Annotated in this window: 11 protein-coding genes; 2 read left to right on the top strand and 9 right to left on the bottom strand. The window is 54.1% G+C overall.

Annotation, left to right across the window (positions count from 1 at the left end):
* Positions 1–373: 373 nt before the first annotated feature.
* The 7 genes from KJS69_RS06060 to KJS69_RS06030 all read right to left on the bottom strand — a co-directional run bounded on the left by KJS69_RS06060 (position 374) and on the right by KJS69_RS06030 (position 14,125).
* Positions 374–3,157, bottom strand: a complete 2,784-nt coding sequence (locus KJS69_RS06060; RefSeq protein ID WP_213582582.1) for a GAP1-N2 domain-containing protein — start codon at positions 3,155–3,157, stop codon at positions 374–376.
* Positions 3,154–4,416 carry a TRAFAC clade GTPase domain-containing protein gene (locus tag KJS69_RS06055; RefSeq protein ID WP_374706611.1) on the bottom strand — a complete coding sequence of 421 codons (1,263 nt, stop codon included), beginning with the start codon at positions 4,414–4,416 and terminating at the stop codon, positions 3,154–3,156. The genes KJS69_RS06060 and KJS69_RS06055 overlap by 4 nt, the downstream gene beginning before the upstream one ends.
* A gap of 63 nt (positions 4,417–4,479) precedes the next feature.
* Positions 4,480–5,124 carry a hypothetical protein gene (locus KJS69_RS06050; RefSeq protein ID WP_249730389.1) on the bottom strand — a complete coding sequence of 215 codons (645 nt, stop codon included), beginning with the start codon at positions 5,122–5,124 and terminating at the stop codon, positions 4,480–4,482.
* A 21-nt stretch (positions 5,125–5,145) separates the two neighbouring features.
* Entirely contained in the window at positions 5,146–6,438 is a 1,293-nt protein-coding gene (locus KJS69_RS06045) for a vWA domain-containing protein (RefSeq protein ID WP_213582580.1), read from the bottom strand.
* Positions 6,435–8,849, bottom strand: a complete 2,415-nt coding sequence (locus KJS69_RS06040) for a hypothetical protein (RefSeq protein ID WP_213582578.1) — start codon at positions 8,847–8,849, stop codon at positions 6,435–6,437. Before KJS69_RS06040 ends, KJS69_RS06045 begins: the two co-directional genes overlap by 4 nt.
* A gap of 44 nt (positions 8,850–8,893) precedes the next feature.
* Positions 8,894–12,283 carry a tubulin-like doman-containing protein gene (locus KJS69_RS06035; RefSeq protein ID WP_213582576.1) on the bottom strand — a complete coding sequence of 1,130 codons (3,390 nt, stop codon included), beginning with the start codon at positions 12,281–12,283 and terminating at the stop codon, positions 8,894–8,896.
* Positions 12,284–12,343: 60 nt separating this feature from the next.
* A complete protein-coding gene (locus KJS69_RS06030; RefSeq protein ID WP_213582574.1) occupies positions 12,344–14,125 on the bottom strand; it encodes a vWA domain-containing protein in 1,782 nt (593 codons plus the stop codon).
* 207 nt (positions 14,126–14,332) lie between these two features.
* Between KJS69_RS06030 and KJS69_RS06025 the strand changes: the two genes are divergently transcribed.
* Positions 14,333–14,485, top strand: a complete 153-nt coding sequence (locus KJS69_RS06025; RefSeq protein ID WP_213582572.1) for a hypothetical protein — start codon at positions 14,333–14,335, stop codon at positions 14,483–14,485.
* On the top strand, positions 14,475–15,413 hold the full coding sequence (locus KJS69_RS06020) for a hypothetical protein (protein WP_213582570.1): 939 nt from the start codon (positions 14,475–14,477) through the stop codon (positions 15,411–15,413). The genes KJS69_RS06025 and KJS69_RS06020 overlap by 11 nt, the downstream gene beginning before the upstream one ends.
* A 322-nt stretch (positions 15,414–15,735) precedes the next feature.
* Here the strand turns inward: KJS69_RS06020 and KJS69_RS06015 are convergent, their stop codons facing one another.
* Positions 15,736–16,608: an alpha/beta hydrolase gene (locus KJS69_RS06015; RefSeq protein ID WP_213582568.1), complete on the bottom strand. Its 873-nt coding sequence runs from the start codon at positions 16,606–16,608 to the stop codon at positions 15,736–15,738.
* 362 nt (positions 16,609–16,970) lie between these two features.
* Positions 16,971–17,933: a FecCD family ABC transporter permease gene (locus KJS69_RS06010; protein ID WP_213583064.1), complete on the bottom strand. Its 963-nt coding sequence runs from the start codon at positions 17,931–17,933 to the stop codon at positions 16,971–16,973.
* Positions 17,934–17,983 lie beyond the last annotated feature (50 nt).

The following is a 17,983-nucleotide window of genomic DNA, read 5'->3' as shown; positions in this document are numbered from 1 at the left end:
AAACGAATCCGCGCTCCTCTCGACTCCCATAAATGAATATCAATATCTCGCTTACTCTTACAGAATGTGCCAAAATTTTAACACAATCTGCGGAAGGAAGATACTAAAAAATGACTCGCGACTGTTTCAAACGGTTGAGAAACAAGAAATAAAAAAAACGCCTGATCTGTGAGTAACGTACAGAAATCAGGCGTTTTTTGGTATTTTTTGTTAACCTACAATTAATAGGATCTCTTCTGTATGATAGAGTATTTCTCGTCCGATCACTTGTCCAAACCGAAATGTTCGGGGCAGCCGACAAAAAGATTCTCATACTCTAATGCTGCTTCGGCTGCTGTTTCGAGGCACTGTTTTCCGGCTTATACTGCCCGGTTTACGGCTTCGTCCCGCGGCCATCCTTTGCAGACCGGGCCTCATCCGTGCCGCTTCCACCAGTGCTGCTTCCGGCACTTGCGCCCTTTCCATCCTCCGGCGTCGAATCTGTTGCCTTATCCGGAGGCTCGTCCGCCGGGATATCGAGCAGCACTTTCTTCACCAGCGGCTCGCTTACCTTGCCGTACTTGTTCTCCGACTTGATCTCGATCGTATTCTCGCCTTCCTTGAGGCTGACCGACTTGGAGATGCTTCCGTATCCCGCAAGCTCCCCGTTTACGTATATTTTCGGCTCTGGATCATACCCGCCATCGGACGCGCTGGCCGTTACCGTCACTTCGGGCTCGGCGGTTTTTTCCGGCAATGCATCGACAGTCAGCGTCGGAGTCGGTTTCAGGATAAAGCCGGTGATCGGCGTCCAATAAACGGAGAGCAGAACGATGACGAGAGCTAACGGAAGAGCCAAAATACCGATCCGAAACAATCGTTTTTTGCGCGTCGCCATAAACTTCACGAGTGCAGGCGACTGACGCAGCTTAATTTCTCTGAACAGCGCAGCGAAAGCGCGATTCGGCACGCCAAGCAGAAGGTCCCTGACCTCTTTATTCTTAAAGGCGCGGCTGTCATGACGGTCGAAATAACGAATCAAAGCAGAACGGTAATGCGCATTGACGCCCGAGCCGCTGGAGAACCGCTCGTCTGCAGCGCTCCATGCCATAAATTCGTAAATCAGGCTAGTATTCCGTGTATGCTCTGATATATATTCCAACAGACGGTCGAAATTGTACTCGGCCGCATCCCACGCATTGTTGTCCATTCCGGCACCAGGATGGTAGAAAGCGTACGTGATTTTGCTGAAATCGGCCGGGCCGATTCTGTCGGCCAACGCTCGGCAAATCATCTCTTGCGCGTGTTCCAAATCCAAAGGTCCGAGCTTTTCGAGCGACTTCGCCGCATTCGACTCCCGTCCCCGGTCGAGCGTGAGCACGCGATACACGGCCATAAGTAAATCCAGCGTCAGCCTTCCTCCGCTGCCCAGGCTCTGCACAAGCTCCGGCGACGGCCGATCCAGCATGAAATCCAACTGTATGATATCGTCATAGCCTAGATTCGGCAGCGCAATGCCTTCCAGTGTTTCAAGACTTATTTCGAGCTTGAATTGTTCGCATAAGGTTTTGAGATGCTGCTTGTTTTTCCGTTCAGGCAGATGGTCGAAGTATGTATACAACGTTCTGGCTGCCCCGGATCGCTTCGCTTTTTCCGCATTGATCAGCTTCTTGATTTTTCCCAGCACTTCGTTTGCAAAAAAGCGCTGTGTCACCCATTCATCGGCTGATTGCAGCCAGAAGCTCATCTCGTCCACAAACGATTGGACCGACCCCGCCGCTTCGATCCGGTAGGCGACGTATTGCTCGACGGTCCGGGGATGCTGCCCGTACAGCTGCCGCAGGACGGAGCGCAAGACCGCATCATCACCGAGGAGCCGGTCAAACAGCGGGACTGCCCCGGCAATGCCGTTCTCAGACGTGCTTGCCGCACGCTGAATAAAGAGGGCAAAGCAGGAAATCAACGTCGCTTGCGAACTTTCGTCCGCAAAGGAATAGAATCGCAGCAGGGGTTCGATATAGTCGGCCGAAGGCACCTGATGCCCGTCCCTCGCTTCCTTGGAGAACAAACGCCGGAACAAATCGTTCAGCTGCTGCTTGTGCGCAGCCGTCTCTGCGGTCAAATAGTTCAAAATGCTGTTCATGACTCCGGTACGGTTATTCTCGTACAACGCTTCACGGCCTTGCTTGATTTCGAACAGCGTGCATAACTCGTCATAGGTTGGTACGGCTATCGCAGCAAAGGCAGCGGCCGTCCCTTCGCCGCCGAGAGCTTCATCGCAGAAGTCGTGCAGCTGCCGCAAGCTTTCCGGTTCATGCCGGCGGTCCCACACGTAGTCCAAATAAGGATGATGGGTATCCGGCAGATCGGTGCCCGTGAAACGCCGGTTCGGAAAATCGAACAACACGTCTTTCTCCAGTTGGCGGTCCGGCAGACGGATACTTCCTTTCTCCACAAACATGACGTGGTAATGCTGCTTCCCTTCCGGCTCTTGCTGGTAAGTGACGAAGCCGAGCAGACGGCGAATAGCGTATGGCAGGCAGCTGTAGACGATCTCCATCAGCCGCTTCGCCTCTTCGCTGCTGGCGGAGACGTGCGTATCCAGCGCGATGTACACCTTCTTCTTGCCCGTTGCGGACGCCATCATCGCGTATAGCAGCTGTTGGAACAGCTTGCGATCGATACCCAGTCGCGCAAGCACGCCATCCGGGTTTTCCGGGAAGCTTCCCGCATCATAGTCGATGTCCTGCAGTTCGGGAATGGATTTGCCGCTGCGGATATCATAAGAACTCTGAAAGCCCCGGATCGCGAAGATTCGTCTCGGATCGCGGACAAATTCTTCCTTCCGCTGCTTGGGCACTACGTATTGGTGGGTAAAAAAAGCGCTGCGGTGTCCGGTGAAATCTGTGCTTACATAGACGCTGCGACCGATGACCAGATCCCCGTTATCCGCATGGAAGAGTCCGAGCGCATCAGGATACCGGCTGGCGTCCGCTTCGTCGCTTCCGAGCAGTTCCTGCGGACCTTTATAGACGCAGTACGGATGCAGCGCCGACTTGATGAAGCCGTTATCCAATCCGGGAGATTTCGCGACCGTATCGAACCCTTCGTTAGTGCGGAAGATCCCTTCCCGGTCTCGGGTGAAATACTGCTGCTGAATCGTTCGCTCCCGGCTCACTGCGCATCTCTCCTGTCGATATAGTCGAGCTTGTGAAGCAGCCAAATGAATGGCTCATCCACGCGGACCGGGCTGATAACACCGGTAACTTTTCGGTTGACGGGATTCGAGCCGAGCGCGGATACGGCAAAATACGCGGTATTCTGGAAGTATACGTCGATCGCGTCCTGGAACGGCCGATCGACCTTCTCGATAAAACGGCGGATTTCACCGTCGATGTTCTCAAATTCCGATTTGTTCAAGTGGCCTTTATGGATGAAATTGCGGAACACATTGCTGTTCGGCCGGATATACTCACTGTCTTCCTCTTTCAGATACTGCAGCATATCGCTCTTCGTGAGCACGACCGCCGTCGGAATGTCCGTCTTGCTGCCTTGTTGGTGTGCGATGAAGTTTTCGAACAGGCTGATCACCACCTCGCGCGGCTCGTCATACCGGCTCGCGAACTCTCCTTCCTCTTCTCCCGCGCTCAAGCGGATTTTATCCCGGATGGTGCGGATTTGCAGCGGGTCGACCAGAAATAGTATACCGGATGAGTTCTTAATATGAGCGGCGTAAATATCCAGATAATCCCGCTCTACCATCCCTTCGCCGGCCACATCGAAAAATACGAGTGTCAGCGGCGCCTGCCGGTCGTCCTTGAAGACGAACTGGAAAATGAACGGCTCCTGCTGCTCATTCGGGTTCGTCGACTCAAGCATCATTCCGCGTTCGAAGATCGGTTCCAGGTAGTTCTGGCGGAACTTCCGGCTGATTTCTGCACTGAGCGGCAGGCAGGCGGCGCCAAAGTTCGAAGCGGTTGACGTCTGCAGGGTGTGGATCAGGGACGTCATATAAACCGATTTACCGACCTGCGAAGCGCCGACAATGGAAATAATATTGCTCGGTACCTTTCCCGACAGAATCGGCAGCTCGTTATGGCAGTTCGGACACAGTCGCCGTCTGGTTGTGATGCCGTAACGGTCGGTCACGGCCACCAGTACGTTCTCAGAGTAGATCTGGTTCTCTTCCGGGATCGTATGCGGCTCGATCACCGCCTCCATGTCCGGCTGCGACAGGTTGAATTTGCGCCGCCAAGCGTTCAGCTTCTCGTCTTCCTGGAGCGTAAACTCGTCGTCATGTTCCTTAGTATGCGCGGCGCGGAATACGACCGCATCCGGCTCGAACTTGCTGAAGCAATAGGGACAGACGATGCTGTAATATGGCGGCCGCTCTTTCACCTCAGTCTTTTTTCCGAATAATTGCTTGAAAAAACCCATTATGTCAACCCTCCTCGGGCGGTCTGCAGGACCGCGCTGCTTTGTAAAGTTTAGCTGTCAAGCTTATTCCTGAAGTAATTCGAACCGTTCGCCGAAAGCCGGTCCGTCGCTGAAAAACAAGCGGATGTATTCGCTGCGGCCTACTTCGATAGGCGGCAGCTCGGTACGTCCCGGCGGAAAATCATTCATGAACGGATAGACGGTCCCGTCCTCCTTGTTGCGAGGAGCCGCGCCTTCTTTTTTAACGTAACACAGCGCCTCCCTGGGCACCGGAATTTCGCAGAACAGGCGAATCCGCACCGACTTATACTTGCCGAACCACGGATTGCCGTATTTAATAGAATATCGGATCTTGGCCCGCCCTCCGCTGACGCGCGCCAGATTGCTGCTGTCCAGCTGCATCAGCACAGTCAGGCCGCCTTCCCTCGTCACGCAAGGGAAAATCCGGTAATAGTGCGGTCCCGTAAAATCGACACGCATCCGGTAACCGGACTTAACCTTATATTCCTCACGGGTGAACAGCTTCAACTGCCGCGGGTCCACCCGGTCCGGAGACAGCCCCGCTCCATCCTCGAAGCTGTAAATGTATACGTAGTTCACGTCTTGCGGCCAGTTCCAGGTAAGGATGCATTCTCCCTCCCCCTGCTCGAACCGGGCAGCCGCATTTGTAATTCGATATCGTTCGTCTGGTTCGCTCCATTGCATCATCTGCCAACCTCCGTTCCCCTGTTATCGGAACCGTCTGCCCGCCTTGCTGTTGTCGCCGAAGCGGTTGCGTTCTCCTTCCGGCCGGCCGTAATATTCCCGGGCGCTCTTGCGGCGCATCACCGTCACCGTGTTTCCTTCGCGAACGGCAAATAGGAAGGTGGACAGCGACAGCACCACCGCCAGTAGGAGATCCGCCACTCCGCGGACGAAGACCGGATGATTGGAGGACAGGCCGAATTCGAGAATCAGACCGGCCAGAACGCCGGCCACGGCGCCGCCCAACGCAAAGCTTCGGGCCAAATAGCGGTTGTCGAATATGATGCCGAGCGATAATCCCAGCAGTGCGCCGATCAGCATGATCATCACAACGCGCAGCACCGCGTAATAGCCGCTGGCCGCCGCTGGCCCCGTTCGTTCGCCCATCAAATGATAGCGATGGCCGGATACGTCGATGTTCTGGAACGCATCCGAGATGAGCTCGGCCTGCTTAACGTCCTGATAGGTCCCCCCGGTCGCTTCGGCAATGCGCGCAAGCAGCCGGCTGCCCTGCTCGTTCGGCTGTCCGATTCCGATCGTGTGGATAATAATCCCCTCCTGCTTGTAAGGGGCCGTCACGTTATCGAAGTCCATTTCGCTGTAGCCGTCGGAGATAAGAATGACCGCGCCTTTGCGACCCGGAAGCTTCTCTTCGGTCATATGCCCGATCGCCTCGGTCAAGGCCAGCCCGATGTCCGTCCCTCCGATCGGGGATGCGACTGCGTCCAACTGCGCCATGACTTCGCTTTTGGCTGCATTATTTTTGAGCTCTGTAAGCTTCTGCACCCAGGCAACGTTCTCGTTGAACGTCAGGATCCCTGCGCGCATATTTTTATCCATCCGCCCGATCAGCGATTTGGCGGCCTCCAGGCTTTGCTCGTCCGGGTCGGTCTCCTTCATGCTCTCGGACGTGTCCATCACGAGCACGTAATCCTGCGGAAGCGCCGTCCTGTGACTGAATTGAAGTCCGTAAATCCATTGAAACAGCGCCCCGCACGCAAAGAGCAGAAGCAGCGTAGAAGGAAGAAGCCACTTCCATCCGTCGGCGGCATAACGCAGGCGCCAGTTCCTGCCGTTCAGTTCCGGAGCAATGATCTCCGCGAGCAGACAGCACAGTCCGACGATCAGCGCAAACAGTCCGAAGTAGACGCCCATCACCAACGTTTCATGCCATATCCCTTCCCACCGGCTGAGTACCGCTTCGCCCGCAGCAAAACCGATCAGCCCTCCTGTTAAGCTGAAACCGGTCAACAGAGGGCTCCATTTTCGCCGTTTCATCCGTCTTCCCCACTTTCTTGTTCCTGCATCGGCCCAATCGCCGAATCCGCCAACCCTCTTCCGTGAAACAAGTAACCGTTGCGCACGTAGGTGTCGTAATAGCGCCAGCCGTTCCGGTAGTACATGAGATCGGCGATTCGGAACCCTCCCATCAGATTCAGCTTCTCCACGCCGCTCTGCTTCTTCTCATGCACACATCCGAGCTTGTATGTACGGCTTCCTTGATCGATTGAATAGGCATATTGAATCCATTCGCTGTGAAAATCACCGAACAAATATTTCTCCTCATACCTGTGCTTGTGCGTGTACCCGTACACATCCAGACGGATCGCCGCTTCGCTCTCAAGCGTCACGTACAAGTCACGATACAGCTGTTCTTTAGTCAGCGCCTCACGGTTGTCGTAGCTGACCGTGACGTTAGCCCGTTCGAGCAGCTCCTGCTCGAACGGCTGATGGAACAAGGGATGGACGAACCATTCCTTACGCGCCGTTTCGATCAGCCTGTCGATCAATTGGCCATCACCTTCGGCAAGCAGCCGGGTCACGTTTCCGATATATCTCTCGTCGAAATAGAACTGAGGCCCGTACCGCGCTTCCGCCTCATCCGCGATGCGGTCCACGACTTGCCCGTAGTATTCGTGAATGTTGCGCCCAAGCTCGTCCTCCATCTCCGATATGCTGCGGCGGCTCGCCTCGTGCAGCACGGATTCGATCTCGCGGAGCCGTTCAACATCCTGTTTCACCTGGTCGTGAACTTCTTCGAGCTTTCGTTCGTATTCCCGATACAGCTTAATCCTCAGCTCCAGCTCCAGCAGTTCGAGCTTCAAGCCGTAGATCCGGGCGAGCAGCCCGCGGGCGAGCGGCTTGATCCTGCTCTTGGACGAAAGCAGTCCGAACAGCGATCCTTTGGCGTACCCCTGATCGTCCACCCGCTCTTCATACAGCGCTTCAAGATCGAGCTTCCCGTCTTCGAGCTGTCTCTCCGCTTCCTTGCGCCATCCCCTTACCGTCTCCTTGAGGCTTGGAGTCTCCTTTCCCGTTCTTTGGGCGGGCTCCGATGTCCATACATACGTGCAGTAACACCCGTACGCCGCGCTGTCGATCAGCTTGCTGCGCACCGCTTGTTCAAGCCTTCCGGCGCCATTATGTGCGGCAAGCGCCGCTTCGGCTTGGCGAACCGCATTTGCATCGAAGAACGCCCGGGCATTGTCGGAGTACAAGGCGGTTTCAGCTTGCCGCAGCGTCATCTTCCTCAGCTCATGGTAAGCCGCGTTCTCGTAGAGCAAGCCATGCATGGCCTCCAGCGGATGGCTGTGCCCGCAGGTAAACGTCCGGACATCCGCCTCCGTTCTTGCGGGATCGAGGTCGATCCGCTCCAGCAGTTCCCCTAGCTTCATGCCGGCATTGTCCTGCATTCTTCGCAGCATCCGCCGGAATATATGATACAGTACGGTCAGAGCAATGGCTTGATTCGGCCGCGTCACCTTGGCGAAACCTGCGGACGCATATATTCCTTCCGCTTCTCCCGGCGGCATTATGTTTTGTTTAAACTGCTGATGATTGTACACACCGTGGCGGGGATCGAGATCTCCGCTTATTTTGCGGTTTTTCAGCAGATTCAAGTGGCAAATAATTTCGCTGCAGCACCGCATGCCGTCCCCGGTGAACAGACCGCGTTCGTCCTTGTCCCCGATCAGGTGGGCGGTATCGAACAAAGGTCCGTCCCGATGCTCCACCGGCAGCTTGATGCCGTCTCCGGTCACTTGCAGCTCTGCCGCAAGCCGGAACTCCCGGCGCTGTACCTCGTCCAGCTCGCGCAGGAAGCTTATGCCGAGCGCCGCCGTGTACGCAAATTCATCATCCACCTGCTTCTCCTGCAGAAGTCCGTACATATCGACGACGACGGAGCGGAAACTCTCGCCGAAGATCGACTTCATCAGCACGGTCAGCTCGGGCACCAATACGTTGCAAGGATCGTCCAGGCGTGTCACAACAGCGATATGCAGCCTCTGCAGCGACGAATACAGCCGGCCGAATTCGGATATTCGGCTGTTCATCTGCCGAAGCGTCACATTAAGCTCGAGCAGCTTGGAGTCATCGTCATAAAACCGGCGGTACAGCCCGGAGCGCAGCGTTCTTCTATCTTCGCTTCCGCCGTCCAACCGCCAATTGTAGACGTTGTCTTTGGCGGCGAGCTCTTGCGTCCCGACATGCAAATACACGATGCCGGCGCTGTTGTTCCACTTCCTTCGGTTCAGCTCATATACTTGATCCAGCGTTTCCGCCGACCGGTCGCCGACAAAAAGAAACACGAGCGGATGGCTTAAACTACGAAGCTCATCCCCGCCTGCCCACATGCTGTCCGCTTCCGCGGCATATGCGCTCGCGAATGCCGTCAATCGCTCCCTCATGCTTCCCGTTCACTCCTTCCGGAAGGCCCCTCTAGCTTTCAAGCTTATTTCAAGCTTCTCAAGATGTCATTAACCTTGCCCGACACTTGCTTGTAGAATTGATACATGTCTTCGCCGTTCACATATTCGCCACGGTCGTAATCGAGAGCGGATTTGGCATCTTGGTAGGCGCCGGCCATCTCCTCCAGCTTGGTCAGCAAGCTGCCGATATCTTCCGAAGCTGTAAGCTGCTGGCTGCGTTTGGACGATTTGCGCTGAAGCAGGGCGAGACGCTTCGCATCGAGTGCGCGGATTTTACTGTAAATTTCGTATTCCGGGAATTTGCCGGTCTGCATCAAATTGACGAACGGCTCCCACGGATCTTCCTCCGCGTCATGGTCGTACACGTAAAGCGCGCCTTTCCTGATAATCGTGCCGGTATACATTCCTTCGATGAATTGCTGGACGAACTTCTCTTCATCCTGATGGGCGCTAAGCACTTGCTCCAATTCTTCAATCTTCCGGTCGATCTGGCCGTACTTGCGCAATTCCTCACGGACCCGGCCGAGCAGATCCGGGGAACGGATCAAGTTATCTTTTGCCAGTTCCTCGTTCACGCTGCCGAAGATATCTTTGGCGCCGTCCGCTTCAAGCCCGCCCTCCATAAGGCTCTTCAAGTCCGTAACGCAGCGTTTGATCTCGCCGAGATTCGGTCTTGCGTCTGTGAGCTGCATCGGATACATTTCCAGCTTTCGCTCCAAGTCGAACGGCTTCGTAAACACGCATTCGTATCGGGCCATCGTGCCGTGATCGGCCGACTTCTCCCGGATGATGCGCCGTTCCACCGCTTGCTCGAACATACTGCGGACTTGAGTGTTGTAGCTTTGCACCCGTGGATTCAAGTACGTCTCGCCCCACGATTTCTCCGGGATGGGAGACGGCAGGTACGTCCAGTTCGTTTTGTCGGTCTGGACGAGATGGCGTCCCACGCCTTCCGGCTCAAGAATCGTGCGTTCGTAGCTCTCTTCGTATACTTTAAGCGGGGTATACAGAAACAGCGGAATACCGTTCTGGGTATTCAGCCAGAACACACGGTTCTTCACTTCGCTCTCCTTGATCGTAAAGCGGGAGTTGGCAATGGCGTTGTCCTGAAAATTGCGGATTCCTTTGAAGATGTTCGGCGCCTTCACCGGCACGGAGACGAAGCCCCAGGACGGGAAATTGAAATGTCCCGAACTGTTGGTCAGATGAAATACCGGTTTCGCCTCCTCGTACAAACGGCCGGCGATCTTCTGCTCGACGAGCTTCTCGATCGAGTCTTCGTGGCCGTATTTGATAACGAGAAAATCTTCCATCGATTTCGTAATCAGATCGCTGAACTGGTGGGTCAAAAACTCGGAAATCGAGTTCACGACATCCACTTCCTGCTCCTTGATCCATTGGTTCGACTTCTCCAGAAGCTCCTGAGTGAAGTCGCGGATCAATTCGGTCACATTCTTCTCATCCGCGACATCGCTGATCATGCGGGCCATGTCCGGCACGCTCACGATGTTCCAGTAGTACGTGCGGTTTCCTTTATGGTCGATTTCCTCTTCGCCATTGATAAGAATATTTCCGTTTTTGTCGAAAATTTTGTTCAGCTCGCCCAATAACTCAGTGAATACTTGATAAATACGCGAGTTGTCGTTGTTGATCAGTGTGTATAAATCTTCGTAGAACTCGATCATCTGCTCCATCCGTTCACGGTCGGCTTGCAGCAAGTACTCCTGGATTTTCGCTTCGATGTACGCATCTTTCTTGCGGTCCTTGGAGATGAACGCGCTCTTCGCTTCCGACAGCTTCTGTATTGCGGTTTCTTGGGCCGCATCAATGTCGCGGGGAATGCGGTACAAGTTCTCCTTGAGCGACTCGATGTACGACGAAATCAGCTTCAGCAGGCAGAACCCTTTATCCTGCAAAATGATCCGCGACACGTAGAAAGGCCCTTGTTCCGGATGCCGGAACATCTTGCCCATCTGCTCGGCGAACGCTTCTTTGATCTGGCCTGGCAGCTGCCTGCGGCACTTGATGTATTCCTCCCGTGCACGGGACAGGTAGCTCTGCTCCAGCTCCGTGTCGATATGTACGACTTGCTGCTTGACCACATTGTTGTAGTTGAGCCGCTCGCTGTTCTGGTAGCCGGGCAGCGGCTCCGGCACGTGCTTGTCGAATTCGCGGTGAATCGAATCCGGATCGAGTCCGAGCTTGTGAGCCAGCTTCTCGACGTCCTCCTGTGCCGGACCCGCCTCGAACATGGAGGCCATGCGCTGAAACACCTTATACGCAAGATAAGTCGTCATTTCCTCAATCGGCAGAACGGCGGACGATGCGCCGAGAATGTTGTATTGGTAGTTGGCCGCATAAGTCTTGGGCATCTGGTTGATGTTGGTGCGGATGTTGCTGATATAATCGTGGATGGCGAATTCTTCGCCGGATTGCTTCTGCTCGCTGGCCATAAAGTTCGTGATGTTCTCCGCTGTCACGTTCATGCAGTAATCATAGGCGTTCTCAAGCAGCTTGCCTTCCAGGTTAGTCGCCGAGATAAGATGGGCCAGATTGAACGGCGGCATCGGCGAATTCACCGCGAGAATGTTGGCGTACTGCTGCTTGAACCGTTCGCCCCGCTCGTCTACGTTCATCCAGTAATCGAGCTCTTTGAGCGCAGCATAGCCGTTCTTCTTGATATATTCGCGCGAATGCTCGGTCAGGCTCTTGTTCGCCAAGTTGACGTCGGGTGTGAACAAGTAGCCGAGAATGCTTACCTTATCGACGCCAGCCGAGCCGTAATCCCGCTCCAGAATGCCGCGCACGATATACGCGATATCGAGGAAGCAGCCGCTCCCCGTCCCTCCGGAAACGCCCGTCAGAAGGAAGACCATCAGCTTCTTATTCGTTCCTACCGACAGCGTCTTGATCTTGCGCTCGATCGTCTGAACGACCTGCACGATCTTGGTGAAGAGCAGCAGCCGTCCCGCCTGCCGCACGCCGGAGGCGCCGCTTATGCCATCGGTTATCGTCAGTTCCGGCGACAGCCATTCCTTGATATACGGCTCGAGAAGGCTGCGGTTCTGCAGTACGCTGCCAATTTCGGCGTTCGACAGCAGCACGAATTCGGTCATCGGATCGAGTCCGATCCCCTTATACCGTTTGTTGCGGTCGTGCTCGTTCGTTTCGAAGGCGAGGAACTCGATGTTGGCGGGCTTCTCGCGTTTTTTCTTGGTAAATGGATCCTCTGGCAGCTTGAACCGCCGGTTCACCTGATATTTGAGCCGCAGCAGCGCATCAATTCCCGTTCCGCCGAGACCGATCACCAGCATCGGGTTGTCGATCGTATCGACACGGATTTTCTCGCTGACTATGCCGCCGCCCAACGACACGTCCAATTGCTGTATATGTTCTCTGACTACTGCTTTCATGTCCGGACTCCTCCTCTGCATTCCTTTGCCTTTCTTTGTATGGTATAACGTTGGTCGGACTTACTTCAAGTATTCCAGGCCTATCGATTTATTGACGTTTTGAAGCGAAATTCTGATGCGGTCGTTGCCGCGAATTTCTTTGCCTTGGCCGGCATCGAACACGCGTCCGCCTTTCTCGATCACGCAAGAGCCAGCATTGTGCAGCACTAGAGTATCGTTGGGACCGGGACGGAAGACGATCTCTCTCGTCTCGGCGAATTCGGGTGCGAGCTGGAGCAGCTGGTGCAGCGTCACTTTGCCTTTAAACGCGTGCAGCTTGCGGTATTGCGGGTTCGTTCGTTCCCCGGTATCTTCGTCCTTCACTTCGATCACAAGCTGCCCGACAAACCCTTTATTCGCTTTGCGGTAGGCCGACAGCGCGTATGCTGCAATTCCCGCAAGCACGAGCACTCCTGCGATGATCGCTGCCCAGACGCCCATGCTTAGACCGCCCGCCGGGGCGGCGGCATCCGCTTGCGGCCCGGGCTCGGGTGTGCCCCCCGTCGGCTTAGCCGTAATCTTCACCGGCTGTGTCTCGCGCAGGAAGTTAGCATCCTCCACCTGCACTTTAATCTCGTAGTCATGCGGCTCCGCTACCTTAAAGCTGCCCGCAATGCCTTGCACGTCTGCCGTTAGCGGCTTCTCCTCGGTCTGATTCGTATCCAGATCCGTCACCAGCAGGGTAGCCTTCAGATTGTTGTACAAATCCACGTCGTCCGTCTTCTGGCCGTTCGATTCCAAGTACGCTTTGACCGCTACCTCTTCACCCGGATTCAACGTGTTGCTTGCCAAAGGCTCCATGATCAATTGCAGATCGTAATTGTAAATCAAATTGATGTTAATCTTGTCTTGGGGGACGCCTTTGACCTGAAGTTTCCAGTCCCCTTGAACCGGACTCAGTATTTTCAACAGTGAGTAGGCGTTCGAAGCCGTATAGACAAGGCGGTCAGAAGGCATCTCCTGCTCCATCCCGGACGGGTCGATCAGCTTGAGCTCCACCGGGTGCGGCGATATGATCGAAATATTGGCCTCCTGCACGCTCGCATTCGGTATCTTAACGGCCACTTCCTGGAACTGGCCGTTCGCCTCGAAGCCGGTCAGCGGCACAACCTTCAGCTTGAAATGGCTCGCATAGATTTCGCTCAAAATTTGCGGCAGGTTGTCCGCCGTACTGGTGACGAACGATTTGCCCTTTGTTTCGTCCGAGATGTGCTCCAGCACCGTTTGGTTGAGCTGCCCGTCGGCATTGAGACCGATTGTGTAGATCGGGATGCCTTTGTCTTTGGCTCTCTGAATGGCATCCTCCAGCATTTCGTCCGATTGCTGCTGCGTCTTGCCGGCACCGAGCGAGTTGTTGCCGTCGGTCAGCAGCACGATGAGCGGGACGTGCCCTTGCTCCGTGCCGGATTCAAGCACCTTCACCGCTTCGCTGACGCCAACGGCGATGTCGGTGTAAGGCCCTCGGGACAGTTGATCGATGAATGATTTCAAGTTCTCCTTGTCCGCAGCGGAGTTGATTTCGAGCAGTGCTTTTTCACGCATGATTTGATCTGTATACGCAACGATGCCAATTTTGTCGCCCTGCACGGAAGCCATGTCGACGAACATCTTCATCGCTTCATAGCTTACATTATTGACGTCGCTCTCGTTCATGGACGTGCTGACGTCCACCGACAGGACGGCATCCATTCTCATATCGGTCGCAGCCGCCGGAGCGGCTAATGCAGTATAGGGAGCAAGAGCGGCAAGCAGCAGCAGGACGACCGGCCGAAGCAGCGTTCCGAAGATTTTCACTGGGTTCATCCCTCCACATTCACATTGTTGGATCGTCGAACTGTCGCTAACGGATCCGGTCTGGTGTAGAAAATTGACGTAAGGGGTAGTACAATGGAACTGCATGTCGTCTACTAATCTACATATTAACTGGTTGAATAGTAAAATTCCACTAAACAAACCTTAGAAATTTCTGAAGACGGCGTGCCATACTATACCGTTCATAGGGAGAGAATCATGCTGACCCTTATCGCGCTGGCTCTCGGAGCCCTGTTTGTTCTATCTTTTTTTCTCTATTTCTTGTATTGCCAAAAAAAAGATGTGCCGCTGACGAGAATCGATGCTGATTTCGCGGCGAGGCTAGGCGGCGGTGAGAAGCATGAGCGATAAAGTCGCCGTCCATTTCCGAAAAACCCGGACGACCGCCCATTTGTTTCAGCGAATCAAGCATTGCCGCAAGTGCGGCAACTACTCTTGTCTGTGGGACGATCGCTGTCTTTCGTGCGGAGCCGAACGGTGTTGGATCGACGTACCCGAGATGGTGCAAGCCGTACAGAAACATCGGGCCCAGACCAGCATGCTGTTCATCGGCACGATCGGCGCTGCCGCCTTTTTGCTGGCGCGCAATACGAAAGAGATGGCACTGGCGCTCATTGGCACTGCTGTGCTTCTTACTCTGTACGCCTTGCTCAGTAAACAGTTTAAGTCCATTATATATAGACGTACGCTGAGCCGATTAGTACTGCACGAAATGAAAAAAATTCGCGAAGGCCTCCTTCTGGACATCGGCGATGCGGAGAAAGACTTCAAGGCAGGCGATAAAAAAACCGCCTACGAAAAGTTCCGGGAAATCGGATATTTTATTAACGACGATTCGATCAAACTGCTTAAGGTTTATTGCTTGAATCATTTTGTTATTCGCAGCGACATGAACCTGGAGCTGGCTTCCTTGCTGCCGGGCCAATTCAACAAAGATTTCGTCCGGTACATGCATGAGGTCGGCAAAGTCCGCCCGCAGCTCTTCACCCGGGAAGTGCTGGACTATGTACTAAAATACTGCAGTGCGATCGAAGCGCTGCCCGAAGGTCCGCATGTGCTGACGGCGGCGGCCGGCGCCGCTCTTCGCGTCAAGGGATATCTGAGAACGTACAGGCAGCTGCTGCTCGAACGCGCCGTCGATCTGCCCAAGGAACGGCTCCTGCGGCTGTGCCGGATGCTGGCGGAAAGTCAGGAATACGACGCGGAGCTTACCGCCACAGTTCGTCACGTCGTGAAGCTGAAATTCGCTTCCGACCCTGAGTTTCAGGGGATACTGTAAGGAGCATTCCTACGTTACATCAGTTTCCCGCTTTTGCAGAAAGGACGGTGCTTATATGTCAGTCTCTACGTATAAACGCTCGATTCGTTTCAGAAACGCCGCCGCTCTTCTTCTCGTGTTCATCCTTGGTTTGGCGGCGGTCAGGATATACTACGGCTGGAACTAAGCCGACCTCGTCGCCATGGCGGAGGCTCAGTTCGCCGATCTGCGGATACCGCTAAATACAAAATCGTCGCTCTTCTTCCATGCCGGAAGTGAGCGACGCTAGGTCTCCTTATTGCTTCATCTGATCTTTAGGGACGCTGGTCCTTGGTCTACGGGTCTACTGATCCTCGCAATCGGCAACACGGGCTGACGCGAAACGCACCGCGCGGCTGGCCAGGACCGGCAGAACCGAGATATGCCCTTCCCCTTCGAACTCTTTGAACTCGGAACGGACCCCAAATCCGGCCAAGCCCGATAGTCGATCCCCCAGCTCCTTCGCGTTGTCGATCATGCGATGGGATTTTTCCAGCTCTCCCACCCCAATCAACACATGGACGGCTAACCTTTCTCTCTCTGCGCGGGCCGCAAATTGTCGCTCCGCTTCAAGCAGAAACGATCGGTTCCAGTGAATAGAGGGACTGCCAGCGACATACGTCTGGAATGCATCGGAATTAGCAAAAAGCACCTGCAGCACAAAGAGACCGCCGAGGGAATGGCCAAATATCGTTTGTCTGCTCCTGTCTATATCAAGCTTTCGCTCGATGATAGGCTTCAAATCATTTTCAATGAAGTCTAGAAATGATTGCGCTCCGCCGAGCTCTGGCCAGGCTTCTCCCTTCGGATTTAACGGCAGCTCTTCCATCGGCGTGGGCAGAGTAAAATCATAGAAACGGGCGGGATCGAACGGCGCTTCCGTCGGATAGCCTACTCCGACAATAACGGCTGGTACAACTCCCGTCTTCTCGGGCCGGCGTGACTGTAAGCGCATGGCTTCCACCATCGTTCCAAATATAGAATTGGCATCGAGCACATAAATAACCGGATAGCCCGCAGGGGGCGGGGCCTCATGCGGCTTAGCCACGAAAATTCGGTATTCCCGATGGCCGACACTGGACCCCATATCCCATTGCTCTGTCCGTGGTATGGTTACCTCTTCGCCAGTTATGTCTTGACTTGGCGATTCGTTCCGTTTTTTTTCTTGATAAGCCATAGTCTCTTAACCTCCTTTATCGAATCTATGAATCTACTGCAAAAGTGCAGGCTTTGGGCGACTTTTTCCCTCCATATCTATTGATCTACTGCAAAAGTGCAGTGGAAATCAGCCATTTCGGTCCATGACCCAATTTTAACGGTTATTTGCTGTACTTTTGCAGGCAATGCTCAAAATATAGCAGATGATTATCGAATCGAATGTATTATTGCAGTAGATCCAGGCTGCCGTTGGATAGGATAACCTTCGTTGGGTGAAGTCCATATACCAATGCCTTAAGACACGCTCTATACACCAGTCCAAAAGACGAAATCTTAGGCGATGTTCTCTGCCATGATTTCACCGCACTTTCAGATACACCGTTAGTTCCGCCCTTTTTTTCTGTACAGCAAAAAGATGAAGTAAGGAACCCCGATAATCGCTACCACGATCCCGGCGGGCAATTCAGTCGGTGCGAAGATAGTCCTGCCAATCAAGTCGGAGATCATAACCAGCAAGGCTCCAACGATTCCGCATACCGGAAGGATGCGCCGATGCATGCTGCCGACAAGGCGCTTGGCGATGTGGGGAGCCATCAAACCAATAAAGCCGATCCCTCCTGAAACCGAAACACAGGAGCTTACTATGCCGATGCTGCATAACAGGAGCACGGCTTTCTCTTTTTCCGAGGCAATCCCTAAGCTGATGACGCTGTCTTCATGCAGTTGAAACAAATCTAAAATATATGATTTCCTTATAATGATCGGAATGAGGACAAGAAGCCAAGGGAGAGCCGCCAAAATATATTTCCAATTGGCGTTGTATATGCTGCCCGAATTCCATACAACGGCCATCTCAAAATCGTTGGCATTCATTTTTAAAGATAGAAAAAGCGAGACTGCTCCCAGACCTGAAGCTATGGCTATTCCGGTCAACAGCAGACGCTGAGGCTCCAGCTTCCCCTTCTTCCAGGCAAAAAGATAGATAAGAAATGCTGCGAGAAGCCCGCCGATCAGTCCAAATAAAGGCATGGCCATAATAGATCCCAAACCGATGCCTTTGATCTTTCCTTGAAAGAAAAACAAAAAGATAACTATAGCCGCTCCGGCTCCTGCGTTAATCCCCAGGATTCCGGGATCGGCCAGTCCGTTTCGGGTGATGCCCTGAATGACTGCCCCTGCTATCCCCAGACCCATTCCAACCAAAGCGGCGATAACTATTCGCGGCAGGCGAAATTCTAATATGACCAAATCCTGATCGGGCTGCGAATCCAGACGCAATAACGTACGGACTACATCCATCAGCTTGATGTCAAATGCGCCGTTCGTCAGGCTCAAATAGCTCATAACGATAATAAGGGCAAGCCCGCTGATCCAAACTATAGCGTAGCTGCTTG

Source organism: Paenibacillus sp. J2TS4 (assembly GCF_018403245.1).
Classification (GTDB): domain Bacteria; phylum Bacillota; class Bacilli; order Paenibacillales; family NBRC-103111; genus Paenibacillus_L.
Note: the sequence above shows the minus strand (reverse complement) of the source record. Positions and strands in the feature narration are given on the sequence as shown.